Raw genomic sequence first — 22,810 nt, 5'->3', positions numbered from 1 at the left:
TGGATTAAAGCCACAACAACTAAGCGGGAGGTACAGGCCAAAGCCCACAGTACCCCAATAACACAACCCCAACTAGGTTTGTACCCCCGCTTCTGAGTCCAGAGAAAGCGGGGGTTTTCGCGTTTTGGGGACTTAACTAAAAACGGCAGAAAAAGGAGTAAAGCCGTGAGCGGAATCACAGAAACTTTAAGTCGATCGGTGGTCGTCTTTTCTAAAAACTACTTGCCCTTGAGCCGGATTAACATTCGCCGAGCGATCGCTTTGCTCGTAACGGGAAAAGCGGAACCCGTGGATCTGTTTAGCGACGAATTTTGGGAAGTCCGTTCTCCTAGCGTTAAACTGCACGTTCCCGCCCACATCCGTCTGACGATGGCACAAACCGAACGAGTTTGGAAGGTACCCGCCGTAAATCGGCGAGAAGTCCTGCGGCGAGACAAGCACACCTGTCAATATTGTGGGAATAAGCACAAATTGACCTTGGATCACGTCATTCCTCGTTCTAAAGGCGGAAAACACGTTTGGGATAACGTAGTTATTGCTTGCGAAGGGTGTAATTCCAAAAAAGGCGCTCGTACCCCCCGAGAAGCAGCCATGCCTCTGCGTCAGAAACCCAAAGCACCGATGCACCCCACCGTTGCTTTCGCCGAACAATTCTGGCGCGATAATAGCCCACAGTAAACAGTTAGTAAGTTCGTATAAATCACGGCGATCGCACTCCTCCGCGATCGCCCCACCAACCGGGAAACACGATCGAAAACAGAACTCATGTTGAAACTGACTTACACAGAAAACGGATTTTGCTTAGAGCATTTGACTCAACCGATGGAAAATTGGGTCGCCACGCGAGTTGTTTTGGCGTTGCGATCGGCAACTCCTTTGTTTGTCGAGCCGAGTACGGCTTCTTTCTTGCTTCCTGCGGATCTGCCCCACTTGGCCGAGTTGGAAGCCCTGGCGACCCGAGAACATCACAATGCTCTCTCTTTGGCGGTTTGCGATGCGGAATATCTTGAAGTTTGCTTGAATGGCACTTGGTTGGTTTCCGATCCCAATAGCGAAGAAGGGATCTTCGTGACCATGATGAGCGATCGCGCCGAGTTCTTTCTGTTCAAACTCTGGCAGGAAGCCGAGTCCATCGCGTTTTTAGCCGGTGAATAATTGGTAAAGAGGAAGGAGGAAGAATAAATTTATTCTCCTTCTTCCTCTACTACTCCAGCTTGACTCCTAAAAAGCGATCTAATAATTTTTTCCGCCATAAATAACGCAAAATCAAACACCATCCCAAGGCAATTAAACCGAGAAGCAAATAATCCAGCCAACTCAACAAAGAGAGTTCAAAAAAGTTGCGTGTAACGGGAATAGTCAGCAAAAGACAATATAAACCGATTAGTGCGATCGCAATGCCGGTATAGCGCCAATCTTTTGACAAAGGTTCTCCTCCCACCCATGCCGTTGTCGGGGGCTTGAGAAAGGGAACTAAGAGCAACCCGCACCACACTAAAATTGTCACTAAAGCACTGCGAGGAATGGCAAGAAGGCGATCGCTTAAAAAGGCTCCTTGCAAACTCACGATCGCATTACACAAACTCAAACTTGCCGATCCTGACAATCCCAACGCCAAAGAAGCCATGATTTCACTATCTGTTGCTTCCCAAAGACTTTTCACCAAATACCCCAAATACACCCCCAACCCCGTTAACGTCATGCTTAACGTGGCGGGAAGGGTAAAATTCAGTAAAGAACGCACAATACTCCCTTGAGGAAACTGCCCTGTTTTCGCCCAAATTGGCATAAACATCGTAGGCAATCCCACCCCAACAATTGTCACGACCGCACTATGTTTATTCAATAGAGGAAACGTGCCTAAAACTTGTCCCGTGGCAAAAATAATTAAAGTCACCACAAATACCCGCACCATAAATAATTTCAGCACATCTTGAATACCGTTGCGGATGCGTTGCCCTTCCAAAAAAGTATGAGGAAGAGAGGCAAAAGAATCTTTTAAGAGAACAATGTCAGCAGCATTGCGAGTAGCTTTGCTGCCGCTTTCCATGGCAATACCTAAGTTGGCTTTTTTCAATGCTAAAACATCATTAACCCCATCTCCCATCGCGGCAACATAATGCTCATCTTGGCGTAAACTTGCCACTAACTTTGCTTTTTGTTCTGGGGTAATGCGACCAAAAATTCGATATTTCTGGGCAGCGCGAGCAAATTCAGAATTATCCATTTTGGTCAACTCTACACCAGAAATAATCGGAATTTCTTCCCCTAATCCCACTTGTGTCGCGAGAGCAGCAACAGTATCGGGATTATCTCCAGAAATAATCTTCAAGTCAATGCCTGCATTGGTAAAACCTGCTAGCGTTTCTTTGGCATCTTGGCGTAATTCATCGCTAAAACTGATAATGCCTAGAGGTGTAAAGTCTAAGCGATCGCTTAGAGAATGAGTTTCATTGCAAGAGACGAGATCGGGATGATAAATCAGGAGAAGAACTCGCAATCCTTGTTGGGTTAAAGTCTGAATCGTTTCTTGGTTTGCTTCGCTAAGAGACGTGCGATCGCTTAACATTTCCGGTGCGCCGAGGAGATAAATACCTTGTCGTTGGGGATCGTCAAAAGCGATCGCACTCCATTTTCGCGTTGAGGAAAAAGGAATTTCATCATTTATCACTCGTTTTCTACCGGGATAAACCGAAGAGATCGCCTCGCTGGTTTTGTTTTTGGTCGTACTATTAAAAACATAATCTCCTAAAATATCTCGTAATTCTGCTTCAGAAATATCAATCGGCTCGAGGCGATCGAGGTTAATCCGATTTGTCGTTAAAGTTCCGGTTTTATCTAAACAAAGAATATCGACATTACTCAAAGATTCAACAGCATTGGCTTGTTGAATTAAGACCTCTTGACCTATCATTCGCACGGCTCCTAAAGCATAGGCAAGAGTGATCGATAAATATAAACCACTCGGCACTAATCCTGCAATGACTGCTGCTCGTTGGACTCCATCGCGAAAGGTTAAAAACCCCGTCCAGACAGAAATTCCTACTAAAATCCAGAGGAAAGTTGCCAAGAGGAGAAAAATGCGAATGACTAAATTTATTTCTAATTGTAAAGGCGTGTAAGTTTTGCGGAATTCTCGTGCTTTGGCAGTCATTTGATAAGCAAAACTGGCTTTGCCCACTCGGGTGACTTGATAATAGGTTTTTCCGCTCGTACAGATGCTACCCGAGTAGACAGTATCTCCGGTTTTTTTGGCGATCGCATCGGATTCTCCTGTCAGTAAAGATTCATCGACCTCAACTCCTGTTGTCCCAATAATTTCCCCATCAACGACAATTTGATCCCCTGTTTCTACAATAAGAATATCGCCTAAAACAATCTCCTTGGGGTCGATATTGCGTTCTTTTCCATCTCGAATGACTGTCGATCGCGGACGGGTTAATAAGGCAATGCGATCGAGTTTTTGTTTGGCCCAAACTTCCTGTAAAACATTAACAATAACTCCTCCTAAAATAACAACGCCTACCAATATGGCATCGCCAACTCGCCCTAAAACAATCAAAAAAATACTGAGGGTAAAAAAGACAGCATTAATAAAGGTAAAGAGATTCTCTTGGAGAATTTGTAAATAAGAACGACTGGTTTCGAGGGAAACATTATTTCCTTGGCCGGCTTGGCGAAGTGCGATCGCTTCAGTTTCACTTAAACCCGTAAAAGTAGACATATCTATTCAATGAACAGCGATCGATGAACAATTATCAATAAATTGAGTGGATTTTTGAGGGATAGATATTACAAGCGAATCAAAGTTTATGATTGCTAACGCATTTAATTAAAGATTTTTTCAATCTGTCGTTTTTTGTTCTTCAACATCATCAAAGGTTCGTGTTTGAAAAATCTCTCGAGCAAATTCTTCGGCTGTCATCTGAGGAATGCGATCGCTCTCGATCGCAGATGTCTCCTCAACTGATGTTGTTTGAAAAATCGTTACAGGATCGAGAGGTTCATGGGATTCTAATAACTCGGGTGAGGATTCTTGACTCTTATTTTCGTCTGCGATCGCTTCTTCCTCATCGGGAATAGTTTCTTTAGCAACCGGCGATTTTGTGGGTTCGGATTCAGTTTGTTCCCGAGGGATTTCTTCCTGCATCGCTTCGAGTTGTCGTGCTATTTTCACGCGATCGCTTAAATCTTCGGTCGAAGAAACTAAACCGCTTAAACCATTGACCAATCGTAAAATATTGTTACGAAATTCTGGATTTCCCGTTAATTCTTCCAAATCTGCGGTAATTTTTTGAGCATTTTCAAAAGTAGAGCGAGCAGAATTGAGGGTGCGCTGCAAGGTAATTAAAGTCGTCGGATCGTTAAAAGAATTGGTCATATCGCGAAGACTGGCAGAAGCCGCCGCCGCATTCGCCGTCAGTTCCTCTAAATTTTGCATCGTGCCGGCAGTCTCGATCCCACCGACTGTCGTATTTAAATTGGTTAAGAGCAGTTGTAATTGTTCGCTCGTTTGACCGATATTCCCGAGGGTTGCCTGTAAGCCAGCCCGGTTATCCGAGATAACCCCATTAAGATTACTCGCAAGCTGGCCATATTCTTCCACTGTTGCATTCAGTTGAGTCGTCGTCGATTCGGCGGCATTGGTAATAGAATTTGAGGCTCGCGCCACCGTACTCAGTTGCGTGCGAGTGGTTTGGGAGAGTAAACCGAGTTCTTTTCCCAATACCGTTAATTCCTTAACGGCAAGATTGGCATTTTCAGTTAAGGCTTTAACCTGCTCAAAAAATTCAGGATCGCTGAGGCGATTGCTCATGCTGACAGTACCGCGAAGGGCATCATTAAAAGTTATGCCCGAATCTCCTTGGATGCGATCGCCTTGGCAAACAATAAGGGTACTATCGCAGCGAGAACTGAGAGGAGCAGCCAAAATCGCGGGATCGGGAAGTTCTTCGAGGGGAGTAATTTCAATCCCCGTTTCAGCAATCAATCCTGCTTGTAGGGTTTCTACGCGGGAATTCTGGGGAATGAGTAGGTCTGGCGGAGTGATAGAAACCGTTACTACAACCCCATTGGTTTCTGGAGTAATGCTTGTAATATTGCCCACCTTGTAACCCCGATAGCGCACAGATCCTCCTACTGCCATGCCATTGGTATTGGTAAACGCAATTTCGATTTTATAATTGTCTGCTCCGAGTCGCAACCCGCGCAACCAAACGGTTAGGGTTCCGAAGACGGCGAGACCGATGAGGATAAACAGGCCGACGGATCCTTCTCGTATCGTCCGCGATCGCATGATTGATTTTCCTCCTCTCTATAACAAATTCAATTCACCACTCGAATTGGTCCTTCTAAACTCGCGCTAAAAAATTGTCGCACGAAGGGATTATCGGTCGTATCGATTTCGGTAATGCTGCCTTCCCAGCTTAGTTTACCATCATAAAGAAAGGCCACGCGATCGGCGGTTCGGCGAATGGTGCTTTCTTGGTGGGAAACCATGACATAGGTGCCGCAAATTTCTTCTTGTCGCTGTAGTTGGCGGACCAAATTTTCGATCGTTGTTGAAGCAATGGGATCTAAACCGGCAGTAGGTTCGTCGTAGAGAATGACATCGGGACTATCTTGAGGATTTTCGGGATTGGCCATAATCGCTCGAGCGAAACTGACCCGCTTTCGCATTCCCCCAGAAAGTTGAGCGGGATAGCGATCGCTAATACCACTCAATCCCACCATACCTAATTTTTCTTCCACTAAATGGCTAATGGTTTCTCGATCTAAATTCGAGTGTTGCAAGAGGGTAAAACCGACGTTTTCTTCAACGGTGAGGGAGTCAAAAAGAGCAGCCTGCTGAAACACCATGCTAATCGCAATGGGATCGGGACTGTCTTCAATTAATCCCGTTCGCTTCTGTCCGGCAATATAGATTTCTCCTGCATCGGGGTTAAGCAAACCCGCAATAATCCGTAAAATGGTGGATTTTCCCGCCCCTGAAGGTCCGATGACAACGAGTGCTTTACCGGGATAAATGCTGAGATCGATCTCGTCGAGAACAACGCTATTGCCGAAAGATTTGCTGACTTTTCTCAGTTCGATAATGGGATCCATTTCAATGAGCAATTATCAATGAATGATTAACTCCCTATTCTTCTCCTTCCGCGATCCCAAAAACTCGATTAAAGGCTTTGGTGACTTTATATCCAGAATCAATGGACTCGAGAGGGTCTTTTCGCAGGCGATGGCGCAAGGACAAGACCACGACGCGGCGAATATCTTCTACGGTTGCTTCTTCGCGTCCTTCAAAAGCAGCCAAGGCTTTGGCCGCGCGGTTGGTAACGATATCTCCGCGCAAGCCATCCACGTCTAATTCCGAGCAAACTTCCGAAATTTTGACCCGCAAATCATAATCGATATCAACGCGCTTGAGATAATTTTGCGCGTTGACTAATTTCTCCTGCAAGCTATCTTGTTCGCTTTGATATTGGGCGCAAAAAGTTTGCGGATCGCGATCGAATTGCGATCGCTGTTCGACGATTTTTACTCGTAAAGCTGGCTCTTTCACCGTATGAATTTCGGCGTGCATGCCAAAGCGATCGAGAAGTTGAGGCCGCAATTCCCCTTCTTCTGGGTTTCCTGACCCGACTAAGACAAAACGAGCGGGATGACGAATGGAAATCCCTTCTCGTTCTACTGTATTCCAACCACTGGCAGCAGAATCGAGGAGAACATCTACGAGGTGATCGTCGAGAAGATTGACTTCATCAACATAGAGAATCCCGCGATTGGCTTTAGCCAGCAAACCGGGTTCAAAGGCTTTCACGCCTTCTGAGAGGGCTTTTTCAATATCAATGGTGCCGCAAACCCGATCTTCCGTCGCCCCGAGAGGCAAATCCACCATCGCAACCTTTTTGCGGATGGTGGCAAAGGTCTGACCTTTCGCGATCGCTCCTCGCAGCTCTTCGCTCATTAAATCCGGATCTTGGGGGTCGCTATTAAAGGGATCGTTTTCAACAATTTCGATTTCCGGCAGCAATTCGGCGAGAGCGCGAATAGTGGTCGATTTCCCCGTCCCGCGATCGCCCATGATCATGACCCCACCAATTTTGGGATCGATGGCGTTGAGCAAGAGGGCGAGCTTCATTTCCTCTTGGCCGACAATGGCGGTAAAAGGAAAAACAACACGGCGGGTCTGGGTGGGTTGTGGCGGTGGAGCAACGGTTGCGGTCATAAAACTTTATACTTCTCAGGCCAAAGTGCAAGATTAACTACAGGTTTGCAGAGCATGCAAATGTTTATTTATATTAACGCCTCGTTGTCGCGATCGCTCAAAGATGAGAAGCTAAAAGCCATTCTAACTCTGTTCAGTATTTTCTCGTAGACTATCTATGCCTCATTTCATGAAGGTTTTAGGTTGCATCGAGAGTTTCGTCAATTGTCAATTGGCCGAAACTGAGAGTAAGAATATGCGTATTTCCTCTCACTAAGGTTAACAACAAAAAAAGTTGACAGAATTAAAAATTCGCTATGATGATGTTAAGATTGTAGTCTTATCTTTCCCACTCGACTTAATATCTTAACATTAGGTGAGTAGAGGAAAGAAAGTTTACTTATCGAGTTAGTTATTTAGTTTGTTGATTGTCCCATGACTATCATTCCACCTGATTTTCTCCAAGAAATCGCCGATGAGTACGGCGTGACCGATGCTGAATTGGAAGTTTTGTCCCTTGCCATTCAAGGGGTTTCCAATGCAGAAATTGCCGCACGACTCAATATTCAAGCGGCTGCCGCTCGCAAGCGCTTGGGTGAAATTTACAAAAAGTTTCACATCTCCGGCGCCGGTCCTGGCAAACTTGCCAAGCTCCAACAAATTCTCGTCGAACGTCACCGCATGAAAGAGGCTCGCGGCGGAGACGATCTCGAACCCAAGACCGACCCCAGCAAACCTGTGCGAGATTGGGGACAAGCTCCCGATGTCTCCATTTTTTACGGTCGCGAAGACGAGTTACAAACCGCAACCACCTCAATGATCGAGGAAGATTGTCGTATTCTCGCCCTGTTGGGTATGGGAGGAATCGGCAAAACTTCCCTTTCCGTGAAACTGGCCAAACAGTCCGAAGAAGAATTCGATTGTGTGGTTTGGCGATCGCTCCGTCAAGCTCCTTCCCTGTCGGAATTGCTTACGGATTTACTGCGAACTCTTGCCCGTCCCGCTCGCTCGATTCTCTCGGATCCTCTTGACGAGAAGATCTCTCACTTGATTAAGGTGTTGCGCGATCGCCAATGCTTGCTCGTTTTGGATCGCGTCGATGCCATCCTCAGCCCCGCAGAATTGGCCGGTCAATATCGCGACGGCTATCGCAATTATGGCGATTTCTTCCGACGCTTGGCCGAAGAAACCCACCAAAGTTGCGTGGTTCTCACCAGTTTGGAAACCCCTCGGGAAATTGCCCTGCGGGCCGGGAATAATACTCCCGTTCGCACCATGACCCTTGATGGTTTGCAAGCAGAAGATGCGTCGGAAATCTTTAAGGTGAAAGGTCTCGACGATAAAGCCGAAGAGAAGAAAAAATGGGGGGATTTAGTGGACCTCTATCGCGGCAATCCTTTGGCGCTAAAAATTGTGGCCACCACCATCAAGGAACTGTTCGGCGGTAGCGTTAAAGAGTTCCTCAAGCAAAATACTCTCGTTTTCGGCGATATTGATAGTTTGCTCGAACAGCAACTCTCGCGCTTGTCGGAATTGGAGCGAGAAATCGTTTATTGGCTGGCGATCGAGCGTTTCCCCGCTTCGATGGAACAGTTGCAAAACGATATTCTCCTGCCATTGCCTCCGAAAGATCTCTTTGAAGCCCTTGAATCCTTGAAACGCCGTTCTTTGATCGAGAAGAGCCAAGAGGATGGCGGTGCCGTGTTTGCCCTGCAACCCGTGGTGATGGAATACATTACCCAACAGTTGGTCGAGCAGATTTGCGCGGAAATCGTCGAACTCAGCCGCACCCAGAAACTCGACAAAGTGAAAACCTTCCGCTCTCACGCCTTGTTGAAAGTGGATGAAGAGGACAGCGAACTGCGAACCTTGCAGGAAAATATGTTGCTCAAGCCCGTGAAAGAACGTTTGTTGCGGATGTTCCGCAGCGATCGCCGTCTCAGCGAGCGTCTTAGCAAAATTCAAGTCCTGCTCGAGGACAAATTCCCCTTGGAAGTTGGCTACTCCATCGATAATATTCTCAATCTGCTTGGCGAACTGAATCTGGAGCCGGCGGCGAATTAAGGCTGTAAAGAATTGTGACAACTCGTTCCATTTTGCATAAAAAGATCGATTTGAGCCAGAGCTTCTGTAGAGAGGCTTCTTGCCTCTGGTCTTACACGCAAACTAGACGAGTCGCAATTTCTGTGCGGCACATTCAGCCATGAATGCTTTAGATCCTGCTATTAACCACTGCATTAATCCCGATTGTCATCACCCCAACCCGGAGCAACTTGAAGAATGCGAAGCCTGCGGCACGCGGTTATTGATTAACCATCGCTATCGCGCCCTTCGCCCCTTGCGAGACCTGTCGCCAAGCCATGCCACGGATATTTATGAGGTCGAGGACTGGAGTTTAGAACCGGAACACATGGGTACGAAAAAAGTTCTCAAAATTCTCAAATCAAATAGCTCGCCCTTGTCCCAATTGTTTGAGGAAGAGGCGCGGACGTTGATTTGGTTGAGACATCCACGTATCCCGAAAGTGGAATCGGTGGGTAGTTTTACCGTCTCTTTTCCCCATACCCTCAAGCCGTTTCGCTGTTTGGTAATGGAAAAAATCCCAGGGTTCAATTTAGCCGAGGCAGTGGAGAAAACCGGGGCGATCGCCCATTACCAAGCGATCGCGTGGTCGATCCAACTTGCCGAGATTTTGGCCTTCATTCACGAGCGCGGCTTATTGCATCGAGATATTAAACCTTCTAATATCATGTTGCAGCCGGACGGGAAGCTCGCCTTGATCGACTTTGGCATTGTGGGAAATGCCCGAGCAGATCGCACCCGAGCGGGAACGCCAAATTATATGGCTCCGGAACAGGAACGCGGCAACGCGGTCATACAATCGGATTTGTATGGGTTAGGACGGACAATGGTTCATCTCCTGACAGGACAAACCCCCACCAATTTACCCGAGTGGGAGGGACGATTAATCTGGCAAGAGCGAGTCTCGGGGTTAAATCCTCAGTTCGCTGCGCTGATTGACGATCTTATCGCGCCTTTAGTCAGGGAACGTCCAGCTAGTGTGATGGCGATTTTAGAACGCCTGCAGCCACTAGTGACAATTCCTTCGATTTCTGAAAAACGTTTCGCCAGTGCTTCTTGGCCGGCGATCGCGTAATTTAGAGATCGAATAGCAGAGATCGGGTCTGTGTGTATATTGCTATCTTGTGTGTGAAGAAGGCGATCGCAATTTGCGATCGCCTTCTGTTTTTATTACTTTTTGTTTTAGCATCACAATACGCACTGGATATTTGTCTTAAAATCCGAAAAATTTAGAGGCTCAAAAAAGCACAAAAATATCAGTGAATATTTTGAGTTCAGAAACATCGCGAAAGAAAATTTGTGAGAGTTAAAGGATCTACACCGAATTCAGTACGCTCTTTTGCCGCTAAAATTCCCCCTCGAGCGTGCCACCATGCGGCAGTTGCTGCCACCAGTTCTAAAGGTTTCTCGGAGTTCGCTAAAACCGCCGTCAAACCTCCCATTAACCCCGTCAGTACATCTCCACTTCCTCCTCGTGCCAAAGCTGGCGTACTATCGGGAATCACCCAGAGGGAACCATTCGGGGAAGCGATCGACGTTCTCGCTCCCTTTAAGAGAATAATCGCCCCGCTTTGTTGCGCGGCTTCTCGGGCGGCTGCAATGGTATTTTCAGGGAAAATACGGGGAAAAAGTCGCTTAAATTCACCGATATGAGGAGTAAGGATGGTGGGAACTTTTCGTTGAGAGAGCAGGAAAATGGTTTCCATTGCTGCCAAAATATTTAAACCATCCGCATCTAAAATTAAAGGCTGGGGAACTTGTAAAACTCTCTCAACCAGAGATATAGGTTCGCGGGTCAGTCCGGGGCCGCAGGCGATCGCGTCAAATGCTTCTAAATGAGTCAAAGGTAACGCGGCGATCGCCCCCTCTTCCGTTTCCGGACAGCCAATAATTAAGGCTTCGGGTAAATGGGAAACGACCATTAAACGCAAGGATTCCGGAACGGCGATTGACAGCATTCCCACCCCACTCGCTCTTGCCCCCAAACCCGTGAGTATTGCTGCCCCTGCATAGCGTTTCGACCCGCATACGAGCAGTAAATGCCCCTGTTTGTATTTATGGGTGACGAGAGGACGTTTTCGGGGTAAGATTGCGGATGCTAGGGTTTTTGTCAATCGCTGAATGGGAGGGCATTCGGAAAGAATTGCCTTGACATCTGCTATCGGAATACCAAACTCGAGTAGAGATGCTTCACCAAAGTATTCTAAAGCGCAGTCTTGAAAGAATGCTAATTTCCATAATCCCAAACAAAAGGTATGGGTTGCCCGAAGGGCAATTCCTAAAACGGCTCCTGTATCCGTATGAATACCGGAAGGGAGATCGATACTCACTACGGGTTTACCGCTTTCATTAATCCAGTTGACCGATCGTGCAATTTCTCCAGAAAGTTCTCGCGTTAAACCGAAACCGAATAACCCATCAATAATAATTTGGCGATCGCCTAAAGATTCAATTTGAGAATGAGAGGGAATGCCTAAACTGGCTGCATAGCGAGCATGATTAGCTGTTAATTCTTTTAACTTATCAAAAGGCGCATAAATGCAAACATCATAACCTTGCAAATATAATTCTCGTGCCACCACTAACGCATCGCCACCATTGTGACCGGGACCCGCTAAAATACCAACGCGATCGCAAGTCGATCGCGGATAGAGAGCAATAATGTTTTGCGCGATCGTTCCCGCAACCTTTTCCATTAATGCCGCAACCGGCATTCCCGCAGCCAATATTCGTCCTTCAATTTGACGCATTTGGTCTGAGGTAACAACAATTTGTGCGATAGTGAAGCATTGCTCGAACGGTAAGGAATCGTGAGGCATAAATCATATTCCGATAATTTACGTTTTCTCAATTTTACGCCGATCGAGCGAGCGATAAATCCTAGAAGAGAGCGGGTAAAATATAAAATATCAAAATATTACGGTTGAATTCCGAGTCGTTCTCATTCTGTTACTCATTCCTCATAATGAATTTTTTCAATCGAATTCCTAAGATGTTTCGCTTCCCCTCTTCGTGGCAGGCATTCATCATACTAATTTTACTAATTATTGCTGGGTATTTCGGGAATTATTTTCACCTCACGCTCTTTTTTAGCATTGATTTTTTATTTGGCAGTATTGCTGTTTTAATTGCCGCTTATTTTTATGGTCCATTTTGGAGCGCGATCGCCAGTCTCATTGCCAGTAGTTTGACTTATTTATTATGGAGTCACCCCTACGCTATTGTTATTTTTACCTGTGAAGCACTTTTTGTCGCAATCTTGATGCGTCGCACTAGGCAAAATCTAGTTTTTCTCGACGGGATGTACTGGCTGTGTGGAGGGATTCCTCTCGTCAGCTTCTTTTATAGCATTGTTTTACATGTTCCCATCAACGGCACGATTCTGATTGCTCTCAAACAATCGACTAACGGAATTTTTAACGCGATCGTGGCCTATCTTCTCGTAACCTATTTTCCCTTTAATAAACTTCCTTATAAAACCCAAACTAGACTCAATAAAAATCCACACTTAAAACAAGGAATTTCCTTTCACCAGACTATTTTTATTCTTCTTATTACATTTGTTTTCTTGCCCACGTTATTACTCACTATCTTAAACGGACGAGAAACGCTCAATACCCTCGAACGAGAAATTAAAATCGAATTGGAAGCCACAGCAACACCTTTAGTCACAGAATTTACTCGCTGGTATCAACAGCATTTTAACGGCGTGCAAGCCCTTGCTAAAACTATTGGCGAATTACCAGATTCACCTCAAGAAGAATTGCAACGCAGTACAACAGCAATTAAAGAAGCCTTTCCTTTTTTCCTTAAACTTTATGCCACCAATGCAGACGGTACAATTATTGTTGCCGCTCCAACCACCAATGAAGCCGGAGAAACCGTTATCGGTGGCAATATTGCCCACAAAACCAATTGGAAAACAGCGAAAACGACCTTAGAACCTTTTTTTACTGATGTTCATGGCGATAAAGCCAATAGCACTCCTCACGTAGGCATCAGCATTCCCATCCTTGTTAACAACCAGTGGAACGGATTAGCTTATGGTTCCCTAGAGTTAAAAGAAATTGCCACGGTTTTAGAAGCCAGCATCGCCAACGATCGCCTGAAAGCTACCCTATTAGACGGTCAAACTCGCACGATCGCTAGTTCTTACACCGAACGCGAAACCATGACTGCTTTCAATTGGCGCGAAGGGGGAATCGTGCGTTCCGTCGAAAATACCGAGAATATTTTTCAATGGCTGCCAAACACTTCAGGATTACCCGATATGGTACGCTGGCGCAAATCCCGTTTCGTCCGAGAAGTCGAGATCTCTGAAGATTTACCTTGGAAGCTCATCGTCGAAATTCCCGCCCAGCCCTATATCGATCGCTTAGAATGGCTCTATATCGAAACTTTGGCTTTCGTTCTCTTCATCGCCATTCTCGCCCTCTTCATTGCCATTCTCGTCAGTCAACGCTTGGTCGCCCCTGTAAAAACATTAACTGCCGTCACCACGGATATCCCGCAAAAATTGAAGGGACATTTGCAGATCGATCGCTTCCCTCAATCTCGTATCAGCGAAATTAGCGCCCTTGCCAGTAATTTTCAATTGATGGTAGTCGCCCTTGCCGAGATGTTTGGCGAATTGCAACAAGCCAACGAAACCCTCGAACATCGCGTCACCCGACGCACCCGAGAGCTTTCGCGACTGAATGATAACTTGAACGAAGAAATTGTCCGCCGCCAAGATATCGAAGCCTCATTGCGAGAGCAAAAAGAACGCTTCGATCTGGCCATTTCCGGAACCAATGACGGGATCTGGGATTGGGATCTACGCACCGATGAAGTGTATTATTCACCGTCATGGATGCGAATTGTGGGCTATGAAGACGATCCTCTACCTAACGAACTGGCAACGTGGAGCGATCGCGTTCATCCGGACGATTTAGAAGCCGCGCTACAAAATGTTCGCGATCACCTTAATGGCACAACTCCTCTCTACGAAAATATTCATCGCTTACAGCATCGCAATGGTGAATATCGCTGGTTTTTGGCCAAAGGAAAATGCTTGCGAGACGAGGAAGGCAATAAGGAAGACAATGCTTATCGACTCGTTGGCACCATGACCGATATTACCGAACAAAAACAAGCAGAAACGGCCATGCGAAAAGCCAAAGAAGAAGCTGAAATTGCCAATCGCGCCAAAAGCGAATTTCTCGCCACCATGAGCCACGAAATTCGTACCCCCATGAATGCCGTTATCGGTATGACAGGATTGATTCTCGATACAGACTTAACCACCCAACAGCGAGATTTTGCCGAAATCATTCGCAGTAGCGGCGATGCCTTGCTGACCCTGATTAACGACATTCTCGACTTCTCGAAAATCGAATCCGGTAAATTAGAGCTTGAAGAACACCCCTTCAACCTGCGGCAATGTATTGAAGAATCCTTAGATTTGCTCTCCACCCGAGCGGCAGAGAAAAATCTCGAACTGGCCTATTTATTTGAGCCGCAAACCCCCAAGGCGATCGTGGGAGATGTGACGCGCTTGCGGCAAGTGTTGGTAAATTTGTTGGGCAATGCAGTCAAGTTTACCCAAGAAGGAGAGATCGTTGTCTCTGTTCGTTGTGATAATCCCCATAAAGAGCAGTGTGAAATTGAATTTGCCGTTAAAGATACAGGTATTGGTATTCCTCCCGATCGCCTCAATCGTCTTTTTAAACCTTTCTCTCAAGTCGATGCCTCTACCACCCGAAAATTTGGCGGTACGGGGTTGGGACTCGCCATTAGCAAGCGCTTGACGGAACTCATGGGAGGAAAAATGTGGGTGGAGAGTGAAGTCGGACGGGGATCGATATTTTTGTTTACCCTTGTTGCTCCCATCGCTCTTGTAGAAAATGGCGATCTGAAAGGGCAATTACAAGACAAACGCTTATTAATCGTAGATGACAATGCCACCAATCGCAAAGTTTTAACCCTGCAAGCGCAATCTTTTGGCATGGTTTCTCGCTCGGCATCCTCGGGGTCTGAAGCACTGACATGGCTGGAAGCAGGGGAGCAATTCGATGTCGCCATTCTCGATATGCAAATGCCAGAAATGGATGGATTGATGCTAGCCGAGAGTATCCGTCAATTACCCGTATGCCAAACTTTACCGTTAGTCATGCTGACTTCAATGGGACAGTTTGATAGCGATCGCGATTTCGCAAAAGTTAACTTTGCAGCCTATTTGAACAAACCAATTAAGCAATCTCAGCTTTATAATATTCTCATCAATTTATTAATTCCTCAATCCCCTTCAATGGGAGGATCTACTTTGTCTTCTTCTCAATTTGACGCACCGTTAAGCGAACAAATTCCTTTAAAAATCTTGTTGGCGGAAGATAATGTCGTCAACCAAAAAGTTGCTCTCAATATCCTAAAAAAATTAGGCTATAGAGCCGATGTTGCTGCCAATGGACTAGAAGTATTAGAAGCCCTCAAACGCCAGCCTTATGATGTGGTGTTTATGGACGTACAAATGCCCGATATGGATGGTTTGGAAGCAACACGACACATTCGCGAAATGGAAAGAACTACTCATCATTCACCTGTTACCATTATTGCCATGACAGCCAATGCGATGCAAGGCGATCGCGAGGCTTGTCTCGAGGCAGGGATGGATGATTATGTCAGCAAGCCCATTCGCGTGAATAACTTGGTAGAAGCTTTAAAAAAATATGATTCTATGACCACGGCAACCGTCAAGGAAGAAAACTTAGTTCCCGCCGCGATCGATGAGAGGATGTGGCAAGAGCTTATTGAAATTGGTGGCGAGGATGCCGACGATCTCCTTCGCGAATTGATCGAGTCTTACTGTGAAGATAGTCCTCAGTTACTCGCGAATATTGAGGGCGCGATCGCGACCCACGATGCCCAACAACTCTATTATCACGCCCATACCTTAAAATCGAGCAGTGCCTCTTTGGGGCTGACGAAATTTGCCGAGATTTGCGCGGAATTGGAAAACTTGGGGCGATCGGGAAGCACGACAGTTAATGGGTCTCTCTTAACGCAAATTCGCGTAGAATATCAGCGAGTGGAAATGGCACTTAAAGAAAGGATAAAGAGTTAAGGAGAAAGGATGAAGAATGAAGGATAAAAAAAGAGGAAAAAATGAACGCTGAAAGATGAACAACGAATTTTGGTTCGATTATCCCGTTCGGGTACAAGCGCATCAGACGGATTATGCTGGCATTGCTTGGCACGGCACTTATGTGGCTTGGATGGAGGAAGCGCGAGTGGAATATTTGCGTTCTTTGGGCATCGAATTTGCCGATGTTGTCAAGTCGGGGTGCGATCTTCCCGTGGTGGAACTGGCGATGCGCTATCGAAAAGCCTTGCAATTGGGTCAGTCCGCGATCGTCAAAGCGAATATGAATTTGAAAGGCGTTCGTCTCAATTGGGATTACGAAATCCGATCGCCAGACAGTCAAGAATTATATCTCACTGCACGGGTTACTTTAGTTGCCGTCGATCGCAATAGCTGGAAAATTATGCGTCAATTGCCTCCCATCCTTGGTTCAATTATCAATGAACAATGAACAATTATCAATGAATACTGTCAGACTATTTATCCTTCATTTTTGCCTAAAAGCCAATACGTGATCATTTCTCCTTTTCCTTTCACGGAAATTTTGCGTTGCTCGCTAAAACGGTAGAGATCTCTGAGAGTTTCGCGAGCGTCGGCTGTCATTTGAATTTTACCCGGTTTTCCTTGGGCTTCCATGCGGGAAGCCACATTGACTGTATCTCCCCACAGATCGTAAATAAACTTTTTCATCCCGATGACCCCAGCAACAACAGATCCTGTACTAATGCCGATGCGAATTTCGAGGGAATTTTTGCCTCGTAACTGTGCAAGTTTTGGGGTTTGGAAGTGAGGCATAGCTGCTTGCATATCGAGAGCCATTGCCGCGATCGCTTCGAGATGTCCGGGTTTGCGTTCTGGCAGTCCGCCCACCACCATATAAGCATCACCAATCGTTTTAATTTTTTCTAAGCCGTGTTTGTCCGCCAACTTGTCAAACTCCGAGAAAATTTGATTGAGTAATTCAACCAGTTCGATAGGAGACATCTGCGCGGAAAGAGGGGTAAATCCAACAATATCGGCGAAGAGAATGCTCACCGAGTCGTATTGTTCCGCGATCGCTCCAGTCGTTTTCTTGAGGCGATCGGCAATAGAACGGGGAAGAATATTGAGCAAAAGCCGTTCGGATTGTTGTTTGGCCAAGCGCAGTGCCAATTCTGCCCGCTTGCGATCGCTATTATCTCTCACCATAAAGAGAACTTCATCCGTGCCGCTCGGGACGACACGAATGTCTTCGTATTGCAAACGGCGACCGATCCAGACCTCTTGTTCGTAGCTTTGAGGTTCTTTCGTTGCGAGAACCTCTCGAGCGGCTTGAATTTGACGCTCGGCGATTTCTCGAGGCAGAACGTCCCGTGAATCTTTGCCAATGAGGTCGATTTCCGGCGAAACTACACTCGAGAATTCTTGCGATTTGACATAATCCAGATAAATTCCCGTCTCATTCATGCGAAACATGAGATCGGGAATGGCTCTGAGAATGGCTTGATTTTTGGCCTCGCTGGTTTGTAAGGCCAGTTCGGTGGTTTTGCGATCGCTAATATCTCGAGCGACGATAATGGCACTCTCTTCATCTAAAGGAGAAACGCTGGCATCAAACCAAATCTGGCGATTATTGAGATGCAGATCGTATTCGATATGCTGAGTTTCTCCGGTGTTGAGGGTGATGCAAATAGCTTCTTGGAGGCGATCGGCTGTTTCTTGGGGCATGACTTCCGGCAAGGTTTTTCCCAAAAGATCTGCGGGAGACCCCAAAAGATGGTCGGTTTTGGTCGGTGCGACTTTCAGACAAACCCCAGAGCGATCGTAAATAACCGTTAAGTCAGTCATGGCCGCAAACATCCCGCGTTGTTCGGCTTCGATTTGCTTTTGATGTAAATTATTACCCAATTGATCGGCTACAGCAGTTACGAGATGACTGAGGCGCATATCTTGCTCGCAGGTTTCAAGGGTAAAAAAGCTCAGTACGGCTAATACTCGCGTTCTTTCGCCACCAAAATTCTCCGCCGCGAGGATGGGAACGCTAAACGCAGCATGGAAACCGCTCTGTCGGGCAGTTTCTACGCGCAGGAGGGGATCTTCACTATCAGGGGACAGGGCGTTCCATTGAGGTGTTCCGGTTGCCCAAACGTCTCCCGGGATTTCTTCTCCCGGTAATAGGATGAGGGCGGTGCTATATTCTCGGAAGCGATCGATCGCTTTGCTGAGGGACGGAGCAATATTTTGCTGGCGACGATACCAACTGGGACTGCATTCGAGCGCCGAACGATCGGCCGTTTCGAGCCAAACCTCCCCATAAATCCAACCGGTTTTCTCACAAATTTGACGGAGGGCAATTTCGAGAGCGCGATCGAAGTCGGAGGCATTGCTAATCGCTTGAGATAGGGTTAAAAGAAATTGCACTTCTTCTTCGGCTTGCTGGCGTTGCAAGTCGGTTTGATGAGAGGCGATGAACTTTCCGAGGCTTTGTGCCATCAATTCGATAATTTCAATATCTCGAGACGCGAAAGCCTCCTCGTACATTTTTGAGGAATAGAAACTGAGAATGCCGTAGATTTCTTGATTCACCCATATCGGCGTACCAATATAAGATTCGATTGGGAATTGTCGATCGAAGAGACGATCGCGCAATTCTTCTTTTACACTCGCACCATTCACGGTAACGGTGGTTCGCTGAATCAAGGGCAGTTGGCAATAAGTTTCAGCCAAGGGAAAAGAAGCAAGATGATTTTTTCCGCTTTCCTCTTTGTCCTCTGCGCCTTCTTCGTCAACTGGTGACTGGTGACTGGTGACTGGCGACTGATAACTGGCTTCGATATAGCCGCGATCGCCTTCAATTCGAGCGATCTCGGCAAAAGGAAGTCCAAAAATTTCACAGCCGGTTTCGAGATAATCTCGAAAAAGTTCGGTGAAATCGCAATAACTCGTGGTATTGAGACGATGTATTTGCTTGAGGCGATCGCCAAAATTCTGCAAGTGTCGATTTTGTTGGGCGAGTTGTTTTTGTAGCGATCGCAGGTGAAGTTGATTGGCAATGCGAGCGAGAACTTCGGCTTTTTGAAAGGGTTTGGTAATATAATCCACTCCCCCCGCATCAAAGGCTTTCACTTTATCTCGGGCATCGTCCAAGGCACTGAGAAAAATCACGGGAATATCTTTAGTGCGATCGTCGGCTTTGAGATGGCGACAAATTTCATAACCGTCCATCTCTGGCATCATAATATCGAGCAAGACCAAATCCGGGGGAATTGCGCGGGCGGCAGAGAGGGCAATTTTACCATTCAAAGTGGGTCGGACTTCGTAACCTTGCTGTTTGAGCATCGTGACGAGCAAGCGCAGGTTGGCGGGGGTATCGTCAACCACTAAAATATTTTCCTTGGCTGGCGTTGGCGTAGTCATTGAAAATTTGCGCGGGTTTGGCATCAAATGTTTCCCTCACAGAGAAGGAATACTCAATTGAGTTTTCGAGCAAGTCCTCGGGTATCCCGGACATTTATGCAGATTTACACCCATCACTCCCTAAATATGCCTGATTGAGATTTCTTTTCCAGTTTGACATCCTCCCGCCACTAAACGCTTTGCGTTCTAGTGGGGGATTCCTGTGAAACCACAGTTCTCGGTTCAACGAGTCGGCTTAGATTGTCAATATCTCTATCAACAAACCAGTGGTCGTTCTCTCCTCGAGCGTTCGGGTTTTTAACCCCAGTTCGCGAATGCCCTTCGCTACTGTTTAAATATTCTGCTAAAATTTGCAATCCTTTCGCTAAAATATTTTTGGCAGCATTCCAGTCTCGATCTAATACTAACCCGCACTGACTACATTGATGAGTCCGAGTGCTTAATGTTTTCTCAACTTTTGCGCCACATCCCGAACAGTTAATGGTCGTATAATGTGGAGTCACTGGAATACAAATAATGCCGTGGATTTTGGCGAAATATTGCAGCCATTGTCTGAATTGATACCAAGAAGCATCGGATATGGATTTCGCCAGCTTATGATTTCTCACCATATTTTGTATCTTTAAATCTTCATAGACAATGAGATCGTTAGACCTCACTAACGCCAAAGCGTCTTTTATGGCTCTGTCTTTACGCTGTCTGGAGACTTTAAGATGTTGTTTGGCCAATGCCTTCCTTGCTTTGTGATATCGCTTCGATTGTTTTTTCCCTTTTCTGTGTCGTTTGGAAACCCGACGCTGCAATCTCTTTAACCGTTTCTCGGATTTTCTTAAACAACGGGGATTCTCTACAGTATTACCACGGCTATCGGTATAGAACTCTTTGAGTCCCAGATCGATACCCACAAAGTTTCCTTGAAAATCATGCTTTTCTTTTCGCTCCCATTTAATGAGAAATTGACAGTAGTAGCCATCGGCACGTCTAACAATTCGAACTCTTTGAATTTGTTGTTCTGAATAGAAAACCAAGTCTCGACTCGTCCAAAGTTGGAATTTTCCTGCTTTGAATCCATCGGTAAATTCGATTTGTTTCCGGTCGGGAGAGAGTTTCCATCCCGTTTTTTTGTATTCAACTGAACGGTTGAATTTTTTGTACTTGGGATAGCCTTTCTTTCTTAGTTTTTGCTGCTTGCAGTTGGTTAAAAATCGCGAGATGGCTTGCCAAGCTCGATCCGCAGAACTTTGACGCGCTTGAGAGTTGAGCTGTTTCACCCAAGGGGTTTCTTGGTTTTTTGCGAGTACCGCACACAACCTCTGGAGGTCATTTCTGGTGACCCCTTGATGATTTTCCCAGTATCGCAAGCACGAATTCCGAATGAATTGAGCGGTTCGGATGGCTTCGTCTAATTGGACATACTGAGATTGTGTTCCTTTGAGTTTGGCTTCGATGACTAGCATGATTTGATTTTAACAGAGTTTACCCAAAAGCAATGTTCTTATAAGAATTTGTTAGCACTCATTCTTTTTGATGGGTTGCGATTTATGAGGGGCTGCGGGGGGGGAACCTGCGTCCGCCTTTTAAAAGACTCGTCTCGCCGCTAACCTTCGGTCTAGCGGGAGTCTTCTTGCAACATTCAGGTAACGAAGCATGGGAATTCTTTGGTAATGAGATAAAGCGATCGCCGTTTCGAGTTAGAGTCGGTAAAATTAAAGAAAACCTGCGATCGTTGCAATTTAGAGGAGGAAAGAACATTGGATACGATTGCCTATACTCAAGGATATCTCGTCCGCGAAGAGATGGAAGGCATTGAATATGATTTTCCCGAGTTGGATTTATTGACCTTTGGGAATCATCTCAGCCGTTTCAGCCGTTCGATGTGTTTGAGCTTGTTAACGGCGACGGTAGTGGCCGGTATTTTAACTTCTGTTGCTCCCGCACAAGCGCGCATGATGACGCGAGGAATGCGGGGAAATGATGTCGCGGAAGTGCAAACCCTATTGAGAAATCGCGGTTATAGCGTTCGCTACGGGGCGAATGGTGCTGGACGCGGGAAGTTCGGACCGCAAACTGAAAGTGCCATCCGTGCCTTCCAGCAAAAAATGGGTTTAACCCCTGATGGGATTGTCGGTTCTCGCACCCTTGCGGCGTTAAAAAATGGGGTTGGCGGTCGCACGACGAATGCAAGCGTTCGCATTGCCCGCAGCAATACTGGCGGGAGTACGGGGGGACGCTATTTGACGATGGGATCTCGGGGCGGTGCGGTCTCTGAGTTGCAAACCCTGTTAAGAAATCGCGGCTATGCCATTCGTTATGGTGCCAATGGTGCCGGACGCGGAACTTTTGGACAACAAACCTTGAATGCACTGCGTCAATTTCAACGGGATGCCAGATTATCGGTAGACGGGGTTGCCGGACCTCGGACGATGAGCGCATTGCGTGGGGGGTCGGTGGCTGCCGCCAGTACCAGCACTCGCACTCGTCAGGTCAGCGCTAATACTGCAGGCCGCTATCGAGTTGCTACGGGAGGCTCTCGTCTGAATATCCGCAGTAGCCCGAGTCTGAATTCTAGGGTTATCGGCACTTTGGCCAATAATGCCACGGTCAATGAAATCGGTCGTCCCAATGCTTCTTGGGTGCAAATTGGTGCGGGACAATATGTATCAAGTCGCTTTCTCCGACGATAATTTATGATTCAAGGCCAGTTATCGGCAAGCGATCGCGCCAAGTTTGTTGATAATTGGTTTTTTTTGCAATGAAACATTGGCTTTTACTATTTTTCATCTCTTCATGCTTAGCTGTTGTTTTGACGCGATCGCAGCCTCGGGCGAGAGAATTTTCCCTCTCTGAAGTTGAAGAAATTGGCGAAGTTGAAGAAATTGACGATCGCATCCAAAGGTTACTAGAAACCCGATAATGTCACGGCTTTGACATCCTCCCCGCTCTAAAGAGACGGGGATTCCCCGAACAAATCCAACTGAATCCATTCAGGAGCGGTTCGCACTTCATCG

15 protein-coding genes are annotated in these 22,810 nt (G+C 46.5%); 8 read left to right on the top strand and 7 right to left on the bottom strand.

Going from position 1 to position 22,810, the window contains the following annotated elements; translation table 11 throughout:
• Positions 1-165 precede the first annotated feature (165 nt).
• Positions 166-678: an HNH endonuclease gene (locus AC6RV6_RS05810; protein ID WP_500239649.1), complete on the top strand. Its 513-nt coding sequence runs from the start codon at positions 166-168 to the stop codon at positions 676-678.
• Positions 679-765: 87 nt separating this feature from the next.
• The gene (locus AC6RV6_RS05805) at positions 766-1,155 is read left to right on the top strand and encodes an alr0857 family protein (RefSeq protein WP_500239648.1); all 390 of its coding nucleotides are present in this window, start codon (positions 766-768) and stop codon (positions 1,153-1,155) included.
• A gap of 49 nt (positions 1,156-1,204) precedes the next feature.
• On the opposite strand, the gene AC6RV6_RS05800 is transcribed toward AC6RV6_RS05805, so the two are convergent.
• From AC6RV6_RS05800 to bchI, 4 genes are all read right to left on the bottom strand, one after another.
• Complete coding sequence (locus tag AC6RV6_RS05800) at positions 1,205-3,724, bottom strand: HAD-IC family P-type ATPase (RefSeq protein WP_500239647.1); 2,520 nt, start codon at positions 3,722-3,724, stop codon at positions 1,205-1,207.
• 120 nt (positions 3,725-3,844) lie between these two features.
• On the bottom strand, positions 3,845-5,296 hold the full coding sequence (locus tag AC6RV6_RS05795) for an MlaD family protein (protein WP_500239646.1): 1,452 nt from the start codon (positions 5,294-5,296) through the stop codon (positions 3,845-3,847).
• Between the two features lie 29 nt (positions 5,297-5,325).
• Complete coding sequence (locus AC6RV6_RS05790; RefSeq protein WP_500239645.1) at positions 5,326-6,105, bottom strand: ABC transporter ATP-binding protein; 780 nt, start codon at positions 6,103-6,105, stop codon at positions 5,326-5,328.
• Between the two features lie 34 nt (positions 6,106-6,139).
• On the bottom strand, positions 6,140-7,225 hold the full coding sequence (bchI, locus tag AC6RV6_RS05785) for a magnesium chelatase ATPase subunit I (protein ID WP_500239644.1): 1,086 nt from the start codon (positions 7,223-7,225) through the stop codon (positions 6,140-6,142).
• 414 nt (positions 7,226-7,639) lie between these two features.
• On the opposite strand from bchI, the gene AC6RV6_RS05780 reads away from it, so the two are divergent.
• Together AC6RV6_RS05780 and AC6RV6_RS05775 are read left to right on the top strand one after the other, a co-directional pair.
• On the top strand, positions 7,640-9,268 hold the full coding sequence (locus AC6RV6_RS05780) for an NB-ARC domain-containing protein (RefSeq protein ID WP_500239643.1): 1,629 nt from the start codon (positions 7,640-7,642) through the stop codon (positions 9,266-9,268).
• Between the two features lie 139 nt (positions 9,269-9,407).
• Entirely contained in the window at positions 9,408-10,361 is a 954-nt protein-coding gene (locus AC6RV6_RS05775; RefSeq protein WP_500239642.1) for a protein kinase domain-containing protein, read from the top strand.
• Positions 10,362-10,560: 199 nt separating this feature from the next.
• Here the strand turns inward: AC6RV6_RS05775 and AC6RV6_RS05770 are convergent, their stop codons facing one another.
• Positions 10,561-12,105, bottom strand: coding sequence for an NAD(P)H-hydrate dehydratase (locus AC6RV6_RS05770; protein WP_500239641.1), 1,545 nt, complete (start codon positions 12,103-12,105; stop codon positions 10,561-10,563).
• A 146-nt stretch (positions 12,106-12,251) separates the two neighbouring features.
• On the opposite strand from AC6RV6_RS05770, the gene AC6RV6_RS05765 reads away from it, so the two are divergent.
• Entirely contained in the window at positions 12,252-16,388 is a 4,137-nt protein-coding gene (locus AC6RV6_RS05765) for a response regulator (RefSeq protein ID WP_500239640.1), read from the top strand.
• A gap of 55 nt (positions 16,389-16,443) precedes the next feature.
• A complete protein-coding gene (locus tag AC6RV6_RS05760) occupies positions 16,444-16,857 on the top strand; it encodes an acyl-CoA thioesterase (protein ID WP_500239639.1) in 414 nt (137 codons plus the stop codon).
• Between the two features lie 29 nt (positions 16,858-16,886).
• Here AC6RV6_RS05760 and AC6RV6_RS05755 read toward each other — a convergent pair whose 3' ends face one another.
• Together AC6RV6_RS05755 and AC6RV6_RS05750 are read right to left on the bottom strand one after the other, a co-directional pair.
• Positions 16,887-19,802 (bottom strand): adenylate/guanylate cyclase domain-containing protein, encoded by a 2,916-nt coding sequence (locus AC6RV6_RS05755; RefSeq protein ID WP_500239638.1) that lies wholly within the window; start codon positions 19,800-19,802, stop codon positions 16,887-16,889.
• A 170-nt stretch (positions 19,803-19,972) separates the two neighbouring features.
• Positions 19,973-21,259 carry an RNA-guided endonuclease InsQ/TnpB family protein gene (locus tag AC6RV6_RS05750; RefSeq protein ID WP_500239637.1) on the bottom strand — a complete coding sequence of 429 codons (1,287 nt, stop codon included), beginning with the start codon at positions 21,257-21,259 and terminating at the stop codon, positions 19,973-19,975.
• Positions 21,260-21,553: 294 nt separating this feature from the next.
• On the opposite strand from AC6RV6_RS05750, the gene AC6RV6_RS05745 reads away from it, so the two are divergent.
• Both AC6RV6_RS05745 and AC6RV6_RS05740 read left to right on the top strand, forming a co-directional pair.
• Positions 21,554-22,486: a peptidoglycan-binding protein gene (locus tag AC6RV6_RS05745; protein ID WP_500239636.1), complete on the top strand. Its 933-nt coding sequence runs from the start codon at positions 21,554-21,556 to the stop codon at positions 22,484-22,486.
• A gap of 68 nt (positions 22,487-22,554) precedes the next feature.
• Positions 22,555-22,716 carry a hypothetical protein gene (locus AC6RV6_RS05740; RefSeq protein WP_500239635.1) on the top strand — a complete coding sequence of 54 codons (162 nt, stop codon included), beginning with the start codon at positions 22,555-22,557 and terminating at the stop codon, positions 22,714-22,716.
• The last annotated feature ends 94 nt before the right edge of the window (positions 22,717-22,810 follow it).

Source organism: Spirulina sp. LEGE 11439, from assembly GCF_059821285.1.
Note: the sequence above shows the minus strand (reverse complement) of the source record. Positions and strands in the feature narration are given on the sequence as shown.